Origin of the sequence: Morganella morganii H1r (genome assembly GCF_000633515.1) — a bacterium.
GTDB classification, from domain to species: Bacteria; Pseudomonadota; Gammaproteobacteria; order Enterobacterales; family Enterobacteriaceae; genus Morganella; species Morganella morganii_B.
Map to the genome: position 1 here is coordinate 243,968 of NZ_AYMP01000004.1, position 13,312 is coordinate 257,279.

Genomic DNA, 13,312 nt, shown 5'->3' on the forward strand with positions numbered 1-13,312 from the left:
CATCATAAAATACCGCAATTACCCACATATAATTCGCCCGGATTATGCTATTCTGCCGGGAGTATTTTCTTCCCGTACTCACAACACCGGTTAAGGACTATGTGGTTTAAATTATTGCGCTCCGTTTTTATGGGACTTCTTGTGGCTGCCCTGCTTCTGGTCAGCGTCCCGTCTATTCGCCCGCAATTTGTGACCCAGTGGTTTACGAATCTGTTTAATAATGACGAACCGGTCAGCTACAACAAGGCAGTACGCCGTGCCGCACCTGCCGTGGTCAACGTTTACAGCAGTAGTATGGGCAGCCTCTCCCAGCAGGGCCCCGAGCTGAACTCCCTCGGCTCCGGCGTGATCATGAATGATCAGGGCTACATCCTGACCAACCAGCATGTGATTAGAAATGCCGATCAGATTCTGATCGCACTGCAATACGGCAATTACGGCCGCCTGTATGAAGGTATGCTGATTGGTGCGGATGATCTGACTGACCTCGCGGTGCTGAAAATCAATACCACCGATAAACTGCCGGTGATCCCGATCAACCCGAAACGTCAGTCCCATGTGGGTGATGTGGTGCTGGCGATCGGTAACCCGTTTAATGTCGGGCAGACAGTAAACCAGGGCATAATCAGTGCAATGGGCCGTGTCGGGCTGAGTCCGACCCGCCGCCAGAATTTTCTTCAGACTGATGCCTCGATTATGGCCGGTAACTCCGGCGGTGCCCTCGTCAATACTGAGGGCGAGTTAGTCGGCATCAATACCATGTCTTACGACAGCAACGATCCGTCACGGATGAGTGACAGCATCGGGCTGGCGATCCCCGCAGAGCTTGCCCTGCGCATTATGAATAAACTGATAAAAGACGGCCGTGTGATCCGGGGCTATATCGGCATCACTTCCAAAGAGCTGCCGCCGATCCGGACTAACAACAGTGATATCAATCAGATAACCGGTCTGCGGGTCTTTCAGGTTGCCCGTGACGGCCCGGCGGATAAAGGCGGGATTCAGGTCGGGGATATCATCACCAGCGTCAATAACAAGCCAAGCACCTCACCACTGGAAATGATGGATCAGGTGGCGGAACTGAGCCCGGGCAGTGTTGTGCCGGTCACCCTGTTGCGTAATGGTCAGATGCGGTCTGTCGATGTGACCATCGAAGAGTTCACGCCTTCCCCCGGCGGACAGGAATAAGGCACAAAAAAAGAGCGGATATCCGCTCTTTTCTGTTTATCACTTATATCAGGGAATTACTCTGCTGAATGAATACGTTCGATATCCGCACCCAGGCCGCGTAATTTCTCTTCAATATGCTCATAACCGCGATCGATATGATAAATACGATCAACGATTGTGGTGCCTTCCGCGATACAACCCGCCAGTACCAGGCTTGCAGATGCGCGCAGATCGGTCGCCATCACCTGAGCACCGGACAGTTTTTCCACGCCGTGACACAGCACAGAATTACTTTCAATTTCCGCATGTGCACCCATACGGATCAGTTCCGGAATGTGCATAAAGCGGTTTTCAAAGATGGTTTCCGTGATCATGCCGGATCCTTCCGCCACCAGGTTCAGCAGGCTGAACTGCGCCTGCATATCTGTCGGGAAACCCGGATGCGGCGCGGTACGGAAGGTGACCGCTTTCGGACGCTGCCCTTTCATATCCAGGCTTATCCAGTCGTCACCGGTTTTGATTTCCGCCCCGGCTTCGCGCAGCTTGGCCAGCACGGCATCCAGCGTATCCGGCTTGGCGTTACGGCACAGAATTTTACCGCGTGAAACCGCTGCGGCGATCAGGAATGTGCCGGTTTCAATACGATCCGGCACAACGGTGTGAGAGCCGCCGCCGAGGCGTTCAACACCGTCAATCACCACGTGGTCAGTCCCTGCACCGGTGATTTTGGCACCCAGCGCATTCAGGAATGCAGCGGTATCTTCAATTTCCGGTTCACGGGCCGCGTTTTCGATAACGGTTTTGCCTTTTGCCAGCGCTGCCGCACACATAATAGTGATGGTGGCACCCACACTGACTTTATCCATCACGATAGTGTTGCCGGTCAGACGACCGTCCACTTCCGCTTTGACATACCCTTCATCGAGGGTGATTTTCGCCCCTAACTGCTCTAAGCCGGTGATATGCAAATCAACCGGACGGGCACCGATAGCACAGCCGCCCGGCAGAGAAACCTGACCGTGACCAAAACGGGCCACCAGCGGCCCCAGCGCCCAGATAGACGCGCGCATGGTTTTGACCAGATCATAAGGTGCGCAATATTCATTAATCGCAGAAGCATCCACACGCAGTGTGGTTCCCTGACGCTCAATTTTGGCACCCAGCCGCGTTAACAGCTTCACAGAGGTGTCGATATCCCGCAGTTCCGGCACATTGTGTAACTCAACCGGCTCTTCCGCCAGAATTGCCGCGAACAGGATAGGCAATGCCGCATTTTTTGCCCCTGAGATAGTCACTTCGCCCTGAAGAACGGAAGGACCTTTTACCCGAAATTTATCCATCTGTAGACACTCTCATTATCATTAATTGCTGCCGCGTGACTTATCACTGTATTGTCAGCCGCCGCGGTTACAGCCCGCTCAGTTTACGATCCCGTTCCCACTGAGCCGGGGTATAGGCTTTGATAGACAACGCGTGGATACGGTTATCCGCAATATATTCCATCAGCGGCGCATACACGGCCTGCTGCTGTTTAACGCGGCTCATGCCGTCAAAAAGATCGCCGACAGCGATCACCTGAAAATGGCTGCCGTCACCGGTCACAATTGCGTCAGTAAGTGCTAACTTATCCATCAGCACCTGTTTGATTTCGTTCGTATCCATAATTTCTCAAATTGGTTATCAGATTGTGTGTTATAGGCACTATCGTAATCGAATATGCCCCGCTCTTAAACCATTAAAAATGCCTCCGGCTGTAGTGACACAGGCGGAGGCAGTTACCTTACGGAAAATAACGGCAAATAAGTATCTGTCCTGCCGTTATTTACATTATTTTTAATTCACGCGTTCTGACTGAATTCGAACTCAACACCGTAGAGTGACATCAGCATCTGCAAGTTAGCGCTTACTCCGGATAACACAAACGGTGCTTTCGGACGCTCTCCCCGCAGACGGACCAGCATAGCCAGCCCGGCGGAATCCACATGACTGAGACCGGAAACATCCACCGTCTGCACGGCGCTCATCTGCTGCTGACGTGCATTCCAGAACGACAGCAGTGTATCGCGATCCAGTTCCCCGTTCAGGGCGAGGGTTTCACCCTGTTTTTCCCACGTCAGCGCAGCTGTCATTATTTCTGATCCAGGGTAATCGGGGTTTTCGCACTGCGCTCAAGCTCCGCAGTCAGGCCATCAACCCCTTTCTGACGCAGAATAGATGCCCACTCATTTTGTTTGGTGGTGATCATGCTCACACCTTCAGCAATCATGTCATACGCCTGCCAGTGACCGGTTTTGGTATTTTTACGCCACTGGAAATCCAGACGGATTGGCGGACGCCCGCCCGGCTCGGTCAGTGTCACACGGATAGCCACGATGGTTTTATCACCCAGCGGCTGTGCCGGATCAATCTGATAAGTCTGGTTGGTGTACATTGCCAGTGCCTGGCCGTATGCCTGGGCCAGATACGCCTCAAAGGCTTTGAAATAGGCGTCGCGCTGTGCCGGTGTCGCATCTTTGTAGTAAGAGCCTAACACCAGTGCACCGGCGTATTTGATCTGCACATACGGCAGTAATTCTTCCTGAACCACGGTGCGCAGATAGTCCGGGTTCTGCCGGATTTGCGCCTGGTCTGCTTTCAGACGGCTGAAGGTTTTCGCCGCCGCATCATTCATCAGTGTATACGGGTTTGTCTGGTCAACAGCGCCGGCAAACGGGGCTATCACCACCAGCATTGCCGCTATCAGTAAACGCTTAAACATAATCAACTCCTGATTAATCACCGGCACTTTCCGCCGTGAAGGTGTCTTCGGTAAACAGTATTATGCAGGATGTCCGCCCCTGCGGGCAAAAACATCCGCTTTTACATTACTTTTCGTATCAGTGCTGTGCAGCCGGTGCCGCTTCCGGGGTATTACCCCCTTCGCCGTCACCGCTCTTATACAGGAACTGACCGATTAAATCTTCCAGCACCATCGCCGGTTTGGTGTCCTGAATACGGCTGCCGTCTTTCAGCATCTCAGTCATCGGCAGATCCGGGTCTGTTGTATTCTCAAACCCTTTACTGAGTGCCAGATACTGCTCACCCAGCAGACCGGAGGTGCGGATAGACAACGAACTGGTGTCCGGAATCTGATCATACTGACTGTAGATATCCAGCGTCACTTCCGGTTTATAGTCCTTGTCCAGACGGATGTCATTGACGCGGCCAATCACCACACCGCCGATTTTTACCGGTGAACGGGCCTGCAGGCCGCCGATATCATCAAAGGTGGCAGACACGCGGTAGGTTTTTTCGCTGCCGACAGAGCGGATATCCGCCACTTTCAGTGCCAGGAAGATAATCGCCGCAATGGCAATTAAGACGAAAAGCCCGACCCAAACTTCATTTTTCTTGCTTTGCATTGTTTAATTCCCGAACATCAGTGCCGTAAGCACAAAATCTAACCCTAACACGGCAAGCGATGAATGAACGACCGTGCGTGTTGTTGCCCGACTAATCCCTTCAGACGTCGGAATAGCGTCATACCCGTTATACAGGGCAATCCAGGTGACGGTGAAGGCGAAAACCACACTCTTGTAAATGCAGTTCATCACATCCTTCTGCCAGTCCACATTGGCCTGCATGGAAGCCCAGTAGAACCCTTCATCGATCCCTTTCCAGTCCACCCCGACCATGACCCCGCCAAGAATACCCACGGCGACAAAAATCATGGATAACAGCGGCATGCTGATCAAACCGGCCCAGAAGCGCGGTGCGATCACACGGCGCAGCGGATCGACCGCCATCATTTCCAGGCTGGATAACTGTTCTGTGGCTTTCATCAGCCCGATTTCCGCTGTCAGTGCGGAACCGGCGCGTCCGGCAAACAGCAGAGCGGTCACCACCGGCCCCAGTTCACGCAGCAGCGACAGCGCCACCATCATGCCGAGACTGGCTTCCGCACTGAAGGTTTTCAGAACCAGATATCCCTGTAAGGCCAGAACCATCCCGATAAACAGCCCGGACACTGAAATAATCAGCAGGGACTGCACACCGACGCTGTACAGCTGCTTACGCAGCAGCGGCCACTGCCGGGCAAACTGCGGTTTGCCGAACAGCGCACGGAACAGCATGTATCCTGACCGCCCGAAAGACGCGCATGTCGCTAACGCGCGGCGTCCCAAAGCAGCAAGTGCCTGTGTCAACATGTCTCGTTTATCCTAATAAATCTGATTGGTAATCACCCGCCGGATAGCGGAAAGGAACCGGCCCGTCAGCAATACCATCCAGGAACTGGCGCACGCGCGGTTCGGTGTTCTCCTGCAACTCTTCTGCGGTGCCCTGTGCAATCACGGACTGCTCCGCGACGATATAAGCCTTATCCGCAATACTGAGCACTTCCGGCACATCGTGAGAGACCACAACGCAGGTTACACCCAGCGACTGATTGAGTTCATCAATCAGTTTTACCAGCACACCCATGGTAATCGGATCCTGGCCGACAAACGGCTCATCAAACAGGATAAGATCCGGATCCAGTGCAATGGCCCGCGCCAGTGCCGCACGACGCGCCATTCCGCCGGAAAGTTCAGACGGCATCAGGTTTGCCGCCCCCCGTAAACCGACCGCTTCCAGTTTCATCATCACGGTTGTCCGGATCAGGGATTCCGGCAGCCGGGTATGTTCACGCAGCGGGAACGCCACGTTGTCATAGACTGTCATATCGGTAAATAACGCCCCGGACTGAAACAGCATGCTCATTTTACGGCGCGACTGATACAGTTTGCTGCGGGAGAGTGCCGGGATATTATCACCGTCAAACCAGATTTCACCGCTGTCCGGGCGCAGCTGCCCGCCAATCAGACGCAACAGCGTGGTTTTCCCGATCCCGGACGGCCCCATAATCGCGGTCACTTTGCCGCGCGGCACATCCAGGCTGATATCATTAAACAGCATGCGCGAACCGCGCCGGAAACACATGTTCCGGATCTCAATAATATTTTCCGTCTGTCGGTTCATGACCTCACAACCTTAACGTTATGTTTTTCGTGTTTTTACAACACATACAGGACTGACCCATCATAATATAAAAAAATCCGGCAGTTTTCGCCTTTAAATGCGGGTGTTACTGTCTGAATTATTTATCCCCCCTGAGTAACGGGGCATAAATAGTGTGATACACAAGTATATCAGCATTTAACATTAACGCCCTGCCGGGTACAAAACGTCTGTTTTACTTTTGCGCCTCAGCCCGTACAATACCCTCAATTTCCCGCATTTCATTATTTCTGACTGTTTTTCAGCCCGGAGGAGAGCCATGTTACTCACCAGCATCCTTTTACTGACCGGGCTGATTCTGCTGGTTTATGCCTCTGACCGGATTGTGTACGGTGCCGCGGTATTTTCCCGCGCGCTCGGCATCTCCCCGTTTATCACCGGTATTCTGGTGGCCGGTCCCGGCACGTCGCTGCCGGAACTGCTGACCTCCGCCGGTGCGGTCCTTGAAGGGCAGCCGGATCTGGCGCTCGGCACCATTATCGGTTCCAATATTATCAATTTACTGCTGATTGCAGGGCTTGCCGCCCTTATCCGTCCGCTGAGTGTGCAGTCTGCGGTGCTGCGCCGTGAGCTTCCGCTGATGCTGGCGGTAATGGCGCTGTTCGGGCTGTTTATCTGGTCCGGCGGTATCACGCGGGTTCAGGGCGGGTTTCTGGTGCTTGCGGGGCTCGCCAGTCTCTGGCTGGTGGTGAAAATTGCCGCAATGGCGCGGCGGGATCAGTATGACGGCTTCACAACTGAACAAAACCATGAACTGCCGCAGGAAAATAATTTGCCGGTTGCTTTATTGTGGCTGGTCGCCGGGTTGCTGATTATGCCGGTGGCGGTCCGGATTGTGATCGATAACGCCTCTGCATTCACCCGCTATGCGGAGATCAGCGGGCGCATCACCGGGCTGACTATCCTGGCTATCGGTACAAGTCTGCCGGAACTGTGCACCACGATTGCGGCGGCAGTCAAAGGTGAAAAAGATATCGCACTGGGGAACCTTATCGGCGCGACACTGTTTAATACCACGGTCGTCGCGGGGATCCCGGCGCTGTTAGCCACCGCGCCGATGGCGACAGACCGTTTTATGACCGATTTCGCCGTAATGATCGCGGCCGGTGTGTTATTTATTTTCTTTGCGGCCGGCCGGAACCAGCGGCTGAACCGGCTGAAAGGCATTATTCTGCTCAGCGCCTTCACCGCCTGGCTGATAAGTCTTTTTACCGGCTGATAAGTGTCAGCCATTAATACACAGACAGATACTGAAAGTGAGAAAAAACTGATGTCCCGAACTGATTTTCAACTAACAGGTAAACGTGTCCTCCGGATTGAACGTGAAGGTCTCGCGTCACTCGAACAGTATATTAATGATGATTTCGATAAAGCCTGTGAACTGATATTCCGCTGTGAAGGCAAAGTGATCATCATGGGGATGGGAAAATCCGGTCATATCGGTCATAAAATGGCCGCGACATTTGCCAGCACCGGCACCTCCTCCTTCTTTGTGCATCCGGGCGAAGCCGCGCACGGCGACCTGGGGATGGTCACAAAGAAAGATGTGGTTATTGCGATTTCAAACTCCGGTGAATCCTCAGAAATTCAGGCGCTGATCCCGGTTATCAAACGTCAGAACATCCCGCTTATCTGCATGACCGGCAACCCGGACAGTACCATGGGGAAAGCGGCGGATGTCCATCTGTGTATTAAAGTTCCGCAGGAAGCCTGCCCGCTCGGCCTGGCGCCGACCACCAGCACCACCGCCACGCTGGTGATGGGGGATGCACTGGCGATTGCCTTATTGCAGGCCCGCGGCTTTACCGCTGAAGATTTTGCCCTCTCGCATCCGGGCGGTGCGCTCGGCCGCAAACTGCTGTTACTGGTTTCCGACCTGATGAACACCGGGGATGATATCCCGCATGTGCCGAAAACCGCCTCACTGCGCGAAGCACTGGTGGAAATCACCCGTAAAAAACTGGGTATGACCGTGATTTGTGATGATGACATGATCATTCAGGGCATTTTCACTGACGGTGACCTGCGCCGGATTTTCGATGCGGGCACCGACCTCAATAACTGCCGGATTGCCGATGTGATGACCCCGGGCGGGATCCGCATCAAAGCCAATACCCTGGCGGTTGAGGCACTGAATTTAATGCAGTCCCGTCATATCACCTCTTTATTAGTCACAGAAGGTGATAAACTGCTCGGTGTACTGCATATGCATGATCTGCTCCAGGCCGGGGTGGTATAAGGACTGACGATGACACAAATTACCACTATTGACACCTGCTATGGCCCGATAGCGCAAACAGTAATGGAAAAAGCCGGTAAAATACGGCTTCTTATCTGTGATGTGGACGGCGTGATGTCTGACGGCCTGATTTATCAGGGCAACAGCGGTGAAGAACTGAAGGCATTTAATGTCCGTGACGGCTACGGTATCCGCTGCCTGCTGACCTCCGGCGTAGAAGTGGCTATAATTACCGGCCGCAAAGCAAAATTACTGGAAGATCGTGCCAATACACTCGGCATTACACATCTTTACCAGGGACAGAGCGATAAGCTTTTGGCGTATCGCGAACTATTAGCTAAACTGGCGATTCGCCCCGGCGAAGTCGCCTATATCGGCGATGACCTGATTGACTGGCCGGTCATGGCAGAGGTCGGCTTATCCGCCGCAGTTGCGGATGCCCACCCGTTATTGTTACCCAAAGCGGATTATGTTACACAGATTGCAGGCGGCCGCGGCGCTGTCCGCGAATTGTGTGATCTGATTCTGCTGGCACAAAATAAGCTGGATGCGGCGAAAGGCCTGTCCGTCTGAAAAGTATTTTATTGGTTATAATGGCTTTATCAGGGATCTCATGAGTAAATTTAAGCTTTGGCTGATCATTATTCTGGCACTTATTGCCCTCGGTCTGCTCGGCTGGAACCTGTCGGTCACCCGTTCAGGTGACGCCGACGGCAGAATTGTGGAAGACGGTACGCCGACGTATAAAACCCAAACGTCCTCAACCCTGGCTTACGAACCGACAGGGCTGCTGGCGTACCGGCTGAATGCGGATGATGTGCAGAACTTTGCTCAGGAAAAAGTAACATGGTTTACTAATCCGGTGCTGACCACCTACGATCCTGATAAAACCGCCACCTGGACTATCCGGGCAAAGCGGGCCAAATTAACCAATGACAGAATGTTATATTTATACGGTGATGTGCAGGTTGACAGCCTGACCACCGATACGCAGCTCAGGCAGATCACCACGGATAACGCCGAAGTCAATCTGATAACCCAGGATGTGAGTTCTGACGACAAAGTCACCATCACGGGCACAGGACTGCGTTCCGCCGGATTGCAGATGCGGGGTAATTTACGCAGTCGTAATGCGGAACTGATCAAAGATGTACAGACTTACTATGAGATCCCAAATGAAAGCAAACATCCTTAATACTCTGATTGCAACAGCAATTCTGGCCGTCAGTGTCCCTGCTTTGGCGTTAAAAGAAGATACACAGCAGCCGGTGACGGTAACATCATTAAAACAAGCCCTTGATTTAGAAAAAAATATCACCACATTTACGGATAATGTTGTGGTAAAACAGGGAACGATTGATGTCCGCGCTGACAAAGTGGTGGTCACCCGTCCGGGCGGCGATTCCAATAAAATGGTGATCGAAGCATTCGGTAATCCGGTGACGTTCTACCAGATGCAGGATAACGGCAAGCCAATCAAAGGACGCGGCAGCAAACTGCGTTACGAAATGGCCAATGAGCTGGTCACGCTGACCGGTAATGCCTACCTGGAACAGCTGGACAGCAATATCACCGGTGACAAGATTACCTATGTGGTGCCGACACAACAAATGCAGGCATTCAGTGACAAAGGCAAACAGGTGACTACCGTACTGCTGCCGTCACAGATTCAGGAAAAAGGCCCGGCGGCAACCGGCCAGAAAGGTAAGTAACGATTTATGGCAAAATTAATTGCAAGCAAATTAGCCAAAGCCTACAAAGGGCGCAAAGTCGTCGAAGATGTGACGCTTGAAGTCAGTTCCGGCGAAATCGTCGGGCTGCTCGGCCCGAACGGTGCCGGGAAAACCACGACCTTCTATATGGTCGTGGGTATTGTTCCCCGTGATGCCGGTGCAATAAGCATCGATGATGAAGATATTTCCCTGCTGCCGCTGCACGAACGTGCCCGCAAGGGGATTGGCTATCTGCCGCAGGAAGCCTCTATTTTCCGTCGTCTGACGGTATGGCAGAACCTGATGGCGGTGCTTGAAATCCGCAAAGATCTGAACAATGATGAACGCCGGGACAGGGCGGAAGAGCTGATGGAAGAGTTCCATATCAGTCATCTGCGCGATAGCCTGGGCCAGTCACTGTCCGGGGGTGAACGCCGCCGTGTGGAAATTGCCCGCGCGCTGGCCGCCAACCCGAAATTCATCCTGCTGGATGAACCGTTTGCCGGTGTTGACCCGATTTCCGTTATTGATATTAAAAAGATTATTCAGCACCTCCGTGATTACGGACTCGGCGTCCTGATCACTGACCACAACGTCCGCGAAACACTGGATGTCTGTGAACGGGCTTACATTGTCAGCCAGGGTCATATGATCGCCCACGGCAGCCCGGAATCCATTCTGAATAATGAGCAGGTTAAACGTGTTTATTTGGGCGAAGGTTTCCGCCTGTAATGCCGTAAGGAGCCCGTGTCCGTAATGAAGCAGAGTCTGCAGCTTAAACTCAGCCAGCAACTGGCGATGACGCCACAACTTCAGCAGGCTATCCGTTTGTTGCAGCTTTCCACGCTTGAACTCCAGCAGGAGATCCGCGAGGCGCTGGAATCTAACCCGTTGCTGGAACTTGATGATAACCATCAGGAAATTGACACGCCTGCTGAATCTGAAACACAAAAAGAACTGGACAGCGCCGAAGCACTCGAGCAAACCGCCATGCCGGATGATCTGCCGCTGGATGCGCAGTGGGAAGAAATCTACACCGCCGGTACGCCGTCCGGCACCGGCAATGATTACGGCGACGATGAACTGCCGCTCTATCAGGGCGAAACCACCGAGACCTTACAGGATTATCTGATCTGGCAGGCCCGCCTGACCCCCTTTACCGAAACCGATGCCGCGATTGCCTTCTCAATCATTGATGCGATTGATGAAACCGGCTATCTGACCGTCTCTGTCGATGATATCCGCCTGAGTATCGGTGACGATGACGTCACCACCGAAGATGTCGAAGCGGTACTCAAGCGCATTCAGCGTTTTGATCCGGTGGGTGTGGGCGCCCGCGATCTGCGGGAATGTCTGATGGTGCAGCTGAAAATTCTGCCGCCGGAGACCCCGAGCCTGAAAGAAGCCCTTGCTATCACGGATCAGCATCTGGCATTGTTGGGGAACCGGGATTTCCGGACCCTGGGCCGTGTAACCAAACTGAAAGAAGAGGCGCTGAAATCCGCCATTGATCTGATTCAGTCACTGGAACCGCGTCCGGGCCTGGTAGTCAACACCGGAGAATCAGAGTATGTTATTCCTGACGTCCTCGTGAGAAAACACGGCGAACGCTGGACAGTGGAACTCAATTCCGACAGCATTCCCCGTCTGCGGGTTAATAATCACTATGCCGCAATGGGTTCGCGGGCCCGCAGTGAGAGCGACAGTCAGTTTATCCGCAACAATTTGCAGGAAGCAAAGTGGCTCATTAAAAGTCTGGAAAGCCGGAACGATACGCTGCTCAGAGTCGCGACCTGTATTGTGGAAGAGCAACAGGCGTTCTTTGAACAGGGCGAAGAATATATGAAGCCCATGGTGCTGGCTGATATCGCACTGCGGGTTGAGATGCATGAATCCACGATTTCCCGGGTGACAACGCAGAAATTTCTGCACAGTCCGCGGGGGATCTTTGAACTGAAGTACTTTTTCTCCAGCCACGTCAGTACTGACAGCGGGGGCGAGGCGTCCTCCACCGCCATCCGTGCACTGGTGAAAAAACTGGTTGCCGCCGAGAATCCGGCGAAACCGCTCAGCGACAGCAAACTGACCGACATGCTTGCCGAACAGGGTATTCAGGTCGCCAGACGGACTGTCGCAAAATATCGCGAGTCGTTATCCATCCCGCCCTCAAATCAGCGTAAACAGCTGATCTGATACACATTGAGAAGGAAGACACTATGGAATTACAAATTACCGGCCACAACGTTGAAATTACAGATGCATTACGTGAGACTGTGACAGCCAAGTGTAAAAAACTGGAGCAGTTTTTCGATAAAATCAACAGCGTTCAGGTGATCCTTAAGGTTGAGAAAGTCAGTAAAATTGCGGAGGCAACGGCTCAGGTAAACGGTGCGGATCTTCACGCCTCAGCGGAAAAAGAGGATATGTACGCGGCAATTGATGAGATGGCAGAAAGACTCGGCCGCCAGCTGTCCAAACACAAAGAAAAACTGAGAAACCGGTAAACTTTCTGCATCCGGGTGCATGACTGAATTAACAGTCTGAATTTTCTCAGGAAAAAGCAGTGCTCTGATCCCGGTTACCATGGTGGTTGCCGGGATTCTGATCCTAAGTGAACAATGAAATGAATAACGAAGCAAATTTGTCCCTGAGCGATGTACTGAGTATCAGCTGTACACGCAATAATATTCACTGTACCAGTAAGAAGCGCGCACTGGAGATTATCAGTGAACTGGCTGCCACCGCGCTGGCGCTGCCGGAAAACACGCTGTTTGAGGCACTCCTTACACGGGAAAAAGTCGGGACAACCGGTATCGGTGGCGGGATTGCCATCCCCCACGGAAAACTGGATAAAAGCGAGGCGCAAACCGCCTGCGGCGTATTTTTACATCTGGAGCAACCTATCGCGTTTGATGCGATTGATAATCAGAATGTGGACATTCTGTTTGCGTTATTTGTTCCGTCTGATCAGTGTCAGACGCATTTACACACACTGTCGTTAGTGGCCAAAAAACTGGCTGACAAAGCGCTCTGCCGCCGGTTGCGTCAGGCGCAAAGCGATGAAGAGCTGTACAGTATCATCACAGAGTGATGATAACCGGCTGACGACAACGGATAATGGCGTATTGCCATTGAAAGAGAAACGATAGGGAGT

The 13,312-nt window shown here is 52.8% G+C and carries 17 protein-coding genes; 10 read left to right on the top strand and 7 right to left on the bottom strand.

Going from position 1 to position 13,312, the window contains the following annotated elements:
* Positions 1–99 precede the first annotated feature (99 nt).
* Positions 100–1,188, top strand: coding sequence for an outer membrane-stress sensor serine endopeptidase DegS (gene degS, locus U868_RS0102020; protein WP_025151834.1), 1,089 nt, complete (start codon positions 100–102; stop codon positions 1,186–1,188).
* A gap of 56 nt (positions 1,189–1,244) precedes the next feature.
* Here degS and murA read toward each other — a convergent pair whose 3' ends face one another.
* The 7 genes from murA to mlaF form a co-directional block, all read right to left on the bottom strand.
* Positions 1,245–2,510 (bottom strand): UDP-N-acetylglucosamine 1-carboxyvinyltransferase, encoded by a 1,266-nt coding sequence (gene murA, locus U868_RS0102025; protein WP_025151835.1) that lies wholly within the window; start codon positions 2,508–2,510, stop codon positions 1,245–1,247.
* Between the two features lie 67 nt (positions 2,511–2,577).
* Positions 2,578–2,832: a BolA family iron metabolism protein IbaG gene (gene ibaG / locus U868_RS0102030; protein WP_004236327.1), complete on the bottom strand. Its 255-nt coding sequence runs from the start codon at positions 2,830–2,832 to the stop codon at positions 2,578–2,580.
* Positions 2,833–3,008: 176 nt separating this feature from the next.
* Complete coding sequence (gene mlaB / locus U868_RS0102035) at positions 3,009–3,299, bottom strand: lipid asymmetry maintenance protein MlaB (RefSeq protein ID WP_025151836.1); 291 nt, start codon at positions 3,297–3,299, stop codon at positions 3,009–3,011.
* On the bottom strand, positions 3,299–3,928 hold the full coding sequence (gene mlaC / locus U868_RS0102040; RefSeq protein ID WP_025151837.1) for a phospholipid-binding protein MlaC: 630 nt from the start codon (positions 3,926–3,928) through the stop codon (positions 3,299–3,301). The genes mlaB and mlaC overlap by 1 nt, the downstream gene beginning before the upstream one ends.
* A 118-nt stretch (positions 3,929–4,046) precedes the next feature.
* Complete coding sequence (gene mlaD / locus U868_RS0102045; RefSeq protein ID WP_024474518.1) at positions 4,047–4,571, bottom strand: outer membrane lipid asymmetry maintenance protein MlaD; 525 nt, start codon at positions 4,569–4,571, stop codon at positions 4,047–4,049.
* A gap of 3 nt (positions 4,572–4,574) precedes the next feature.
* Positions 4,575–5,357 (bottom strand): lipid asymmetry maintenance ABC transporter permease subunit MlaE, encoded by a 783-nt coding sequence (mlaE, locus tag U868_RS0102050; RefSeq protein ID WP_015422977.1) that lies wholly within the window; start codon positions 5,355–5,357, stop codon positions 4,575–4,577.
* 7 nt (positions 5,358–5,364) lie between these two features.
* Entirely contained in the window at positions 5,365–6,168 is an 804-nt protein-coding gene (gene mlaF, locus U868_RS0102055; RefSeq protein WP_025151838.1) for a phospholipid ABC transporter ATP-binding protein MlaF, read from the bottom strand.
* 298 nt (positions 6,169–6,466) lie between these two features.
* Between mlaF and U868_RS0102060 the strand changes: the two genes are divergently transcribed.
* The 9 genes from U868_RS0102060 (at position 6,467) to ptsN (ending at position 13,249) form a co-directional block, all read left to right on the top strand.
* Positions 6,467–7,426, top strand: a complete 960-nt coding sequence (locus U868_RS0102060) for a calcium/sodium antiporter (protein WP_025151839.1) — start codon at positions 6,467–6,469, stop codon at positions 7,424–7,426.
* 51 nt (positions 7,427–7,477) lie between these two features.
* Positions 7,478–8,446: an arabinose-5-phosphate isomerase KdsD gene (gene kdsD, locus U868_RS0102065; RefSeq protein ID WP_025151840.1), complete on the top strand. Its 969-nt coding sequence runs from the start codon at positions 7,478–7,480 to the stop codon at positions 8,444–8,446.
* Between the two features lie 9 nt (positions 8,447–8,455).
* Entirely contained in the window at positions 8,456–9,019 is a 564-nt protein-coding gene (kdsC, locus tag U868_RS0102070; protein ID WP_025151841.1) for a 3-deoxy-manno-octulosonate-8-phosphatase KdsC, read from the top strand.
* A 40-nt stretch (positions 9,020–9,059) separates the two neighbouring features.
* Positions 9,060–9,641, top strand: a complete 582-nt coding sequence (lptC, locus tag U868_RS0102075) for an LPS export ABC transporter periplasmic protein LptC (protein ID WP_025151842.1) — start codon at positions 9,060–9,062, stop codon at positions 9,639–9,641.
* Positions 9,622–10,158 (top strand): lipopolysaccharide ABC transporter substrate-binding protein LptA, encoded by a 537-nt coding sequence (gene lptA, locus U868_RS0102080; RefSeq protein ID WP_036411301.1) that lies wholly within the window; start codon positions 9,622–9,624, stop codon positions 10,156–10,158. Before lptC ends, lptA begins: the two co-directional genes overlap by 20 nt.
* A gap of 6 nt (positions 10,159–10,164) precedes the next feature.
* On the top strand, positions 10,165–10,890 hold the full coding sequence (gene lptB / locus U868_RS0102085; RefSeq protein WP_025151844.1) for an LPS export ABC transporter ATP-binding protein: 726 nt from the start codon (positions 10,165–10,167) through the stop codon (positions 10,888–10,890).
* 24 nt (positions 10,891–10,914) lie between these two features.
* On the top strand, positions 10,915–12,351 hold the full coding sequence (gene rpoN / locus U868_RS0102090; protein ID WP_025151845.1) for an RNA polymerase factor sigma-54: 1,437 nt from the start codon (positions 10,915–10,917) through the stop codon (positions 12,349–12,351).
* 23 nt (positions 12,352–12,374) lie between these two features.
* Positions 12,375–12,662: a ribosome hibernation promoting factor gene (gene hpf / locus U868_RS0102095; RefSeq protein WP_025151846.1), complete on the top strand. Its 288-nt coding sequence runs from the start codon at positions 12,375–12,377 to the stop codon at positions 12,660–12,662.
* Positions 12,663–12,781: 119 nt separating this feature from the next.
* Entirely contained in the window at positions 12,782–13,249 is a 468-nt protein-coding gene (gene ptsN, locus U868_RS0102100; protein WP_004236310.1) for a PTS IIA-like nitrogen regulatory protein PtsN, read from the top strand.
* Positions 13,250–13,312: the final 63 nt, after the last annotated feature.

Excerpts from the sequence above, each read along its gene's own strand:
- lptC (WP_025151842.1), top strand. The coding sequence starts at position 9,060 with ATGAGTAAATTTAAGCTTTGGCTGATCATTATTCTGGCACTTATTGCC.
- kdsC (WP_025151841.1), top strand. The coding sequence starts at position 8,456 with ATGACACAAATTACCACTATTGACACCTGCTATGGCCCGATAGCGCAA.
- ibaG (WP_004236327.1), bottom strand. The coding sequence starts at position 2,832 with ATGGATACGAACGAAATCAAACAGGTGCTGATGGATAAGTTAGCACTT.
- hpf (WP_025151846.1), top strand. The coding sequence starts at position 12,375 with ATGGAATTACAAATTACCGGCCACAACGTTGAAATTACAGATGCATTA.
- lptA (WP_036411301.1), top strand. The coding sequence starts at position 9,622 with ATGAAAGCAAACATCCTTAATACTCTGATTGCAACAGCAATTCTGGCC.
- mlaD (WP_024474518.1), bottom strand. The coding sequence starts at position 4,571 with ATGCAAAGCAAGAAAAATGAAGTTTGGGTCGGGCTTTTCGTCTTAATT.
- lptB (WP_025151844.1), top strand. The coding sequence starts at position 10,165 with ATGGCAAAATTAATTGCAAGCAAATTAGCCAAAGCCTACAAAGGGCGC.
- ptsN (WP_004236310.1), top strand. The coding sequence starts at position 12,782 with ATGAATAACGAAGCAAATTTGTCCCTGAGCGATGTACTGAGTATCAGC.
- murA (WP_025151835.1), bottom strand. The coding sequence starts at position 2,510 with ATGGATAAATTTCGGGTAAAAGGTCCTTCCGTTCTTCAGGGCGAAGTG.
- rpoN (WP_025151845.1), top strand. The coding sequence starts at position 10,915 with ATGAAGCAGAGTCTGCAGCTTAAACTCAGCCAGCAACTGGCGATGACG.
- mlaE (WP_015422977.1), bottom strand. The coding sequence starts at position 5,357 with ATGTTGACACAGGCACTTGCTGCTTTGGGACGCCGCGCGTTAGCGACA.
- mlaB (WP_025151836.1), bottom strand. The coding sequence starts at position 3,299 with ATGACAGCTGCGCTGACGTGGGAAAAACAGGGTGAAACCCTCGCCCTG.
- U868_RS0102060 (WP_025151839.1), top strand. The coding sequence starts at position 6,467 with ATGTTACTCACCAGCATCCTTTTACTGACCGGGCTGATTCTGCTGGTT.
- mlaF (WP_025151838.1), bottom strand. The coding sequence starts at position 6,168 with ATGAACCGACAGACGGAAAATATTATTGAGATCCGGAACATGTGTTTC.
- mlaC (WP_025151837.1), bottom strand. The coding sequence starts at position 3,928 with ATGTTTAAGCGTTTACTGATAGCGGCAATGCTGGTGGTGATAGCCCCG.
- kdsD (WP_025151840.1), top strand. The coding sequence starts at position 7,478 with ATGTCCCGAACTGATTTTCAACTAACAGGTAAACGTGTCCTCCGGATT.
- degS (WP_025151834.1), top strand. The coding sequence starts at position 100 with ATGTGGTTTAAATTATTGCGCTCCGTTTTTATGGGACTTCTTGTGGCT.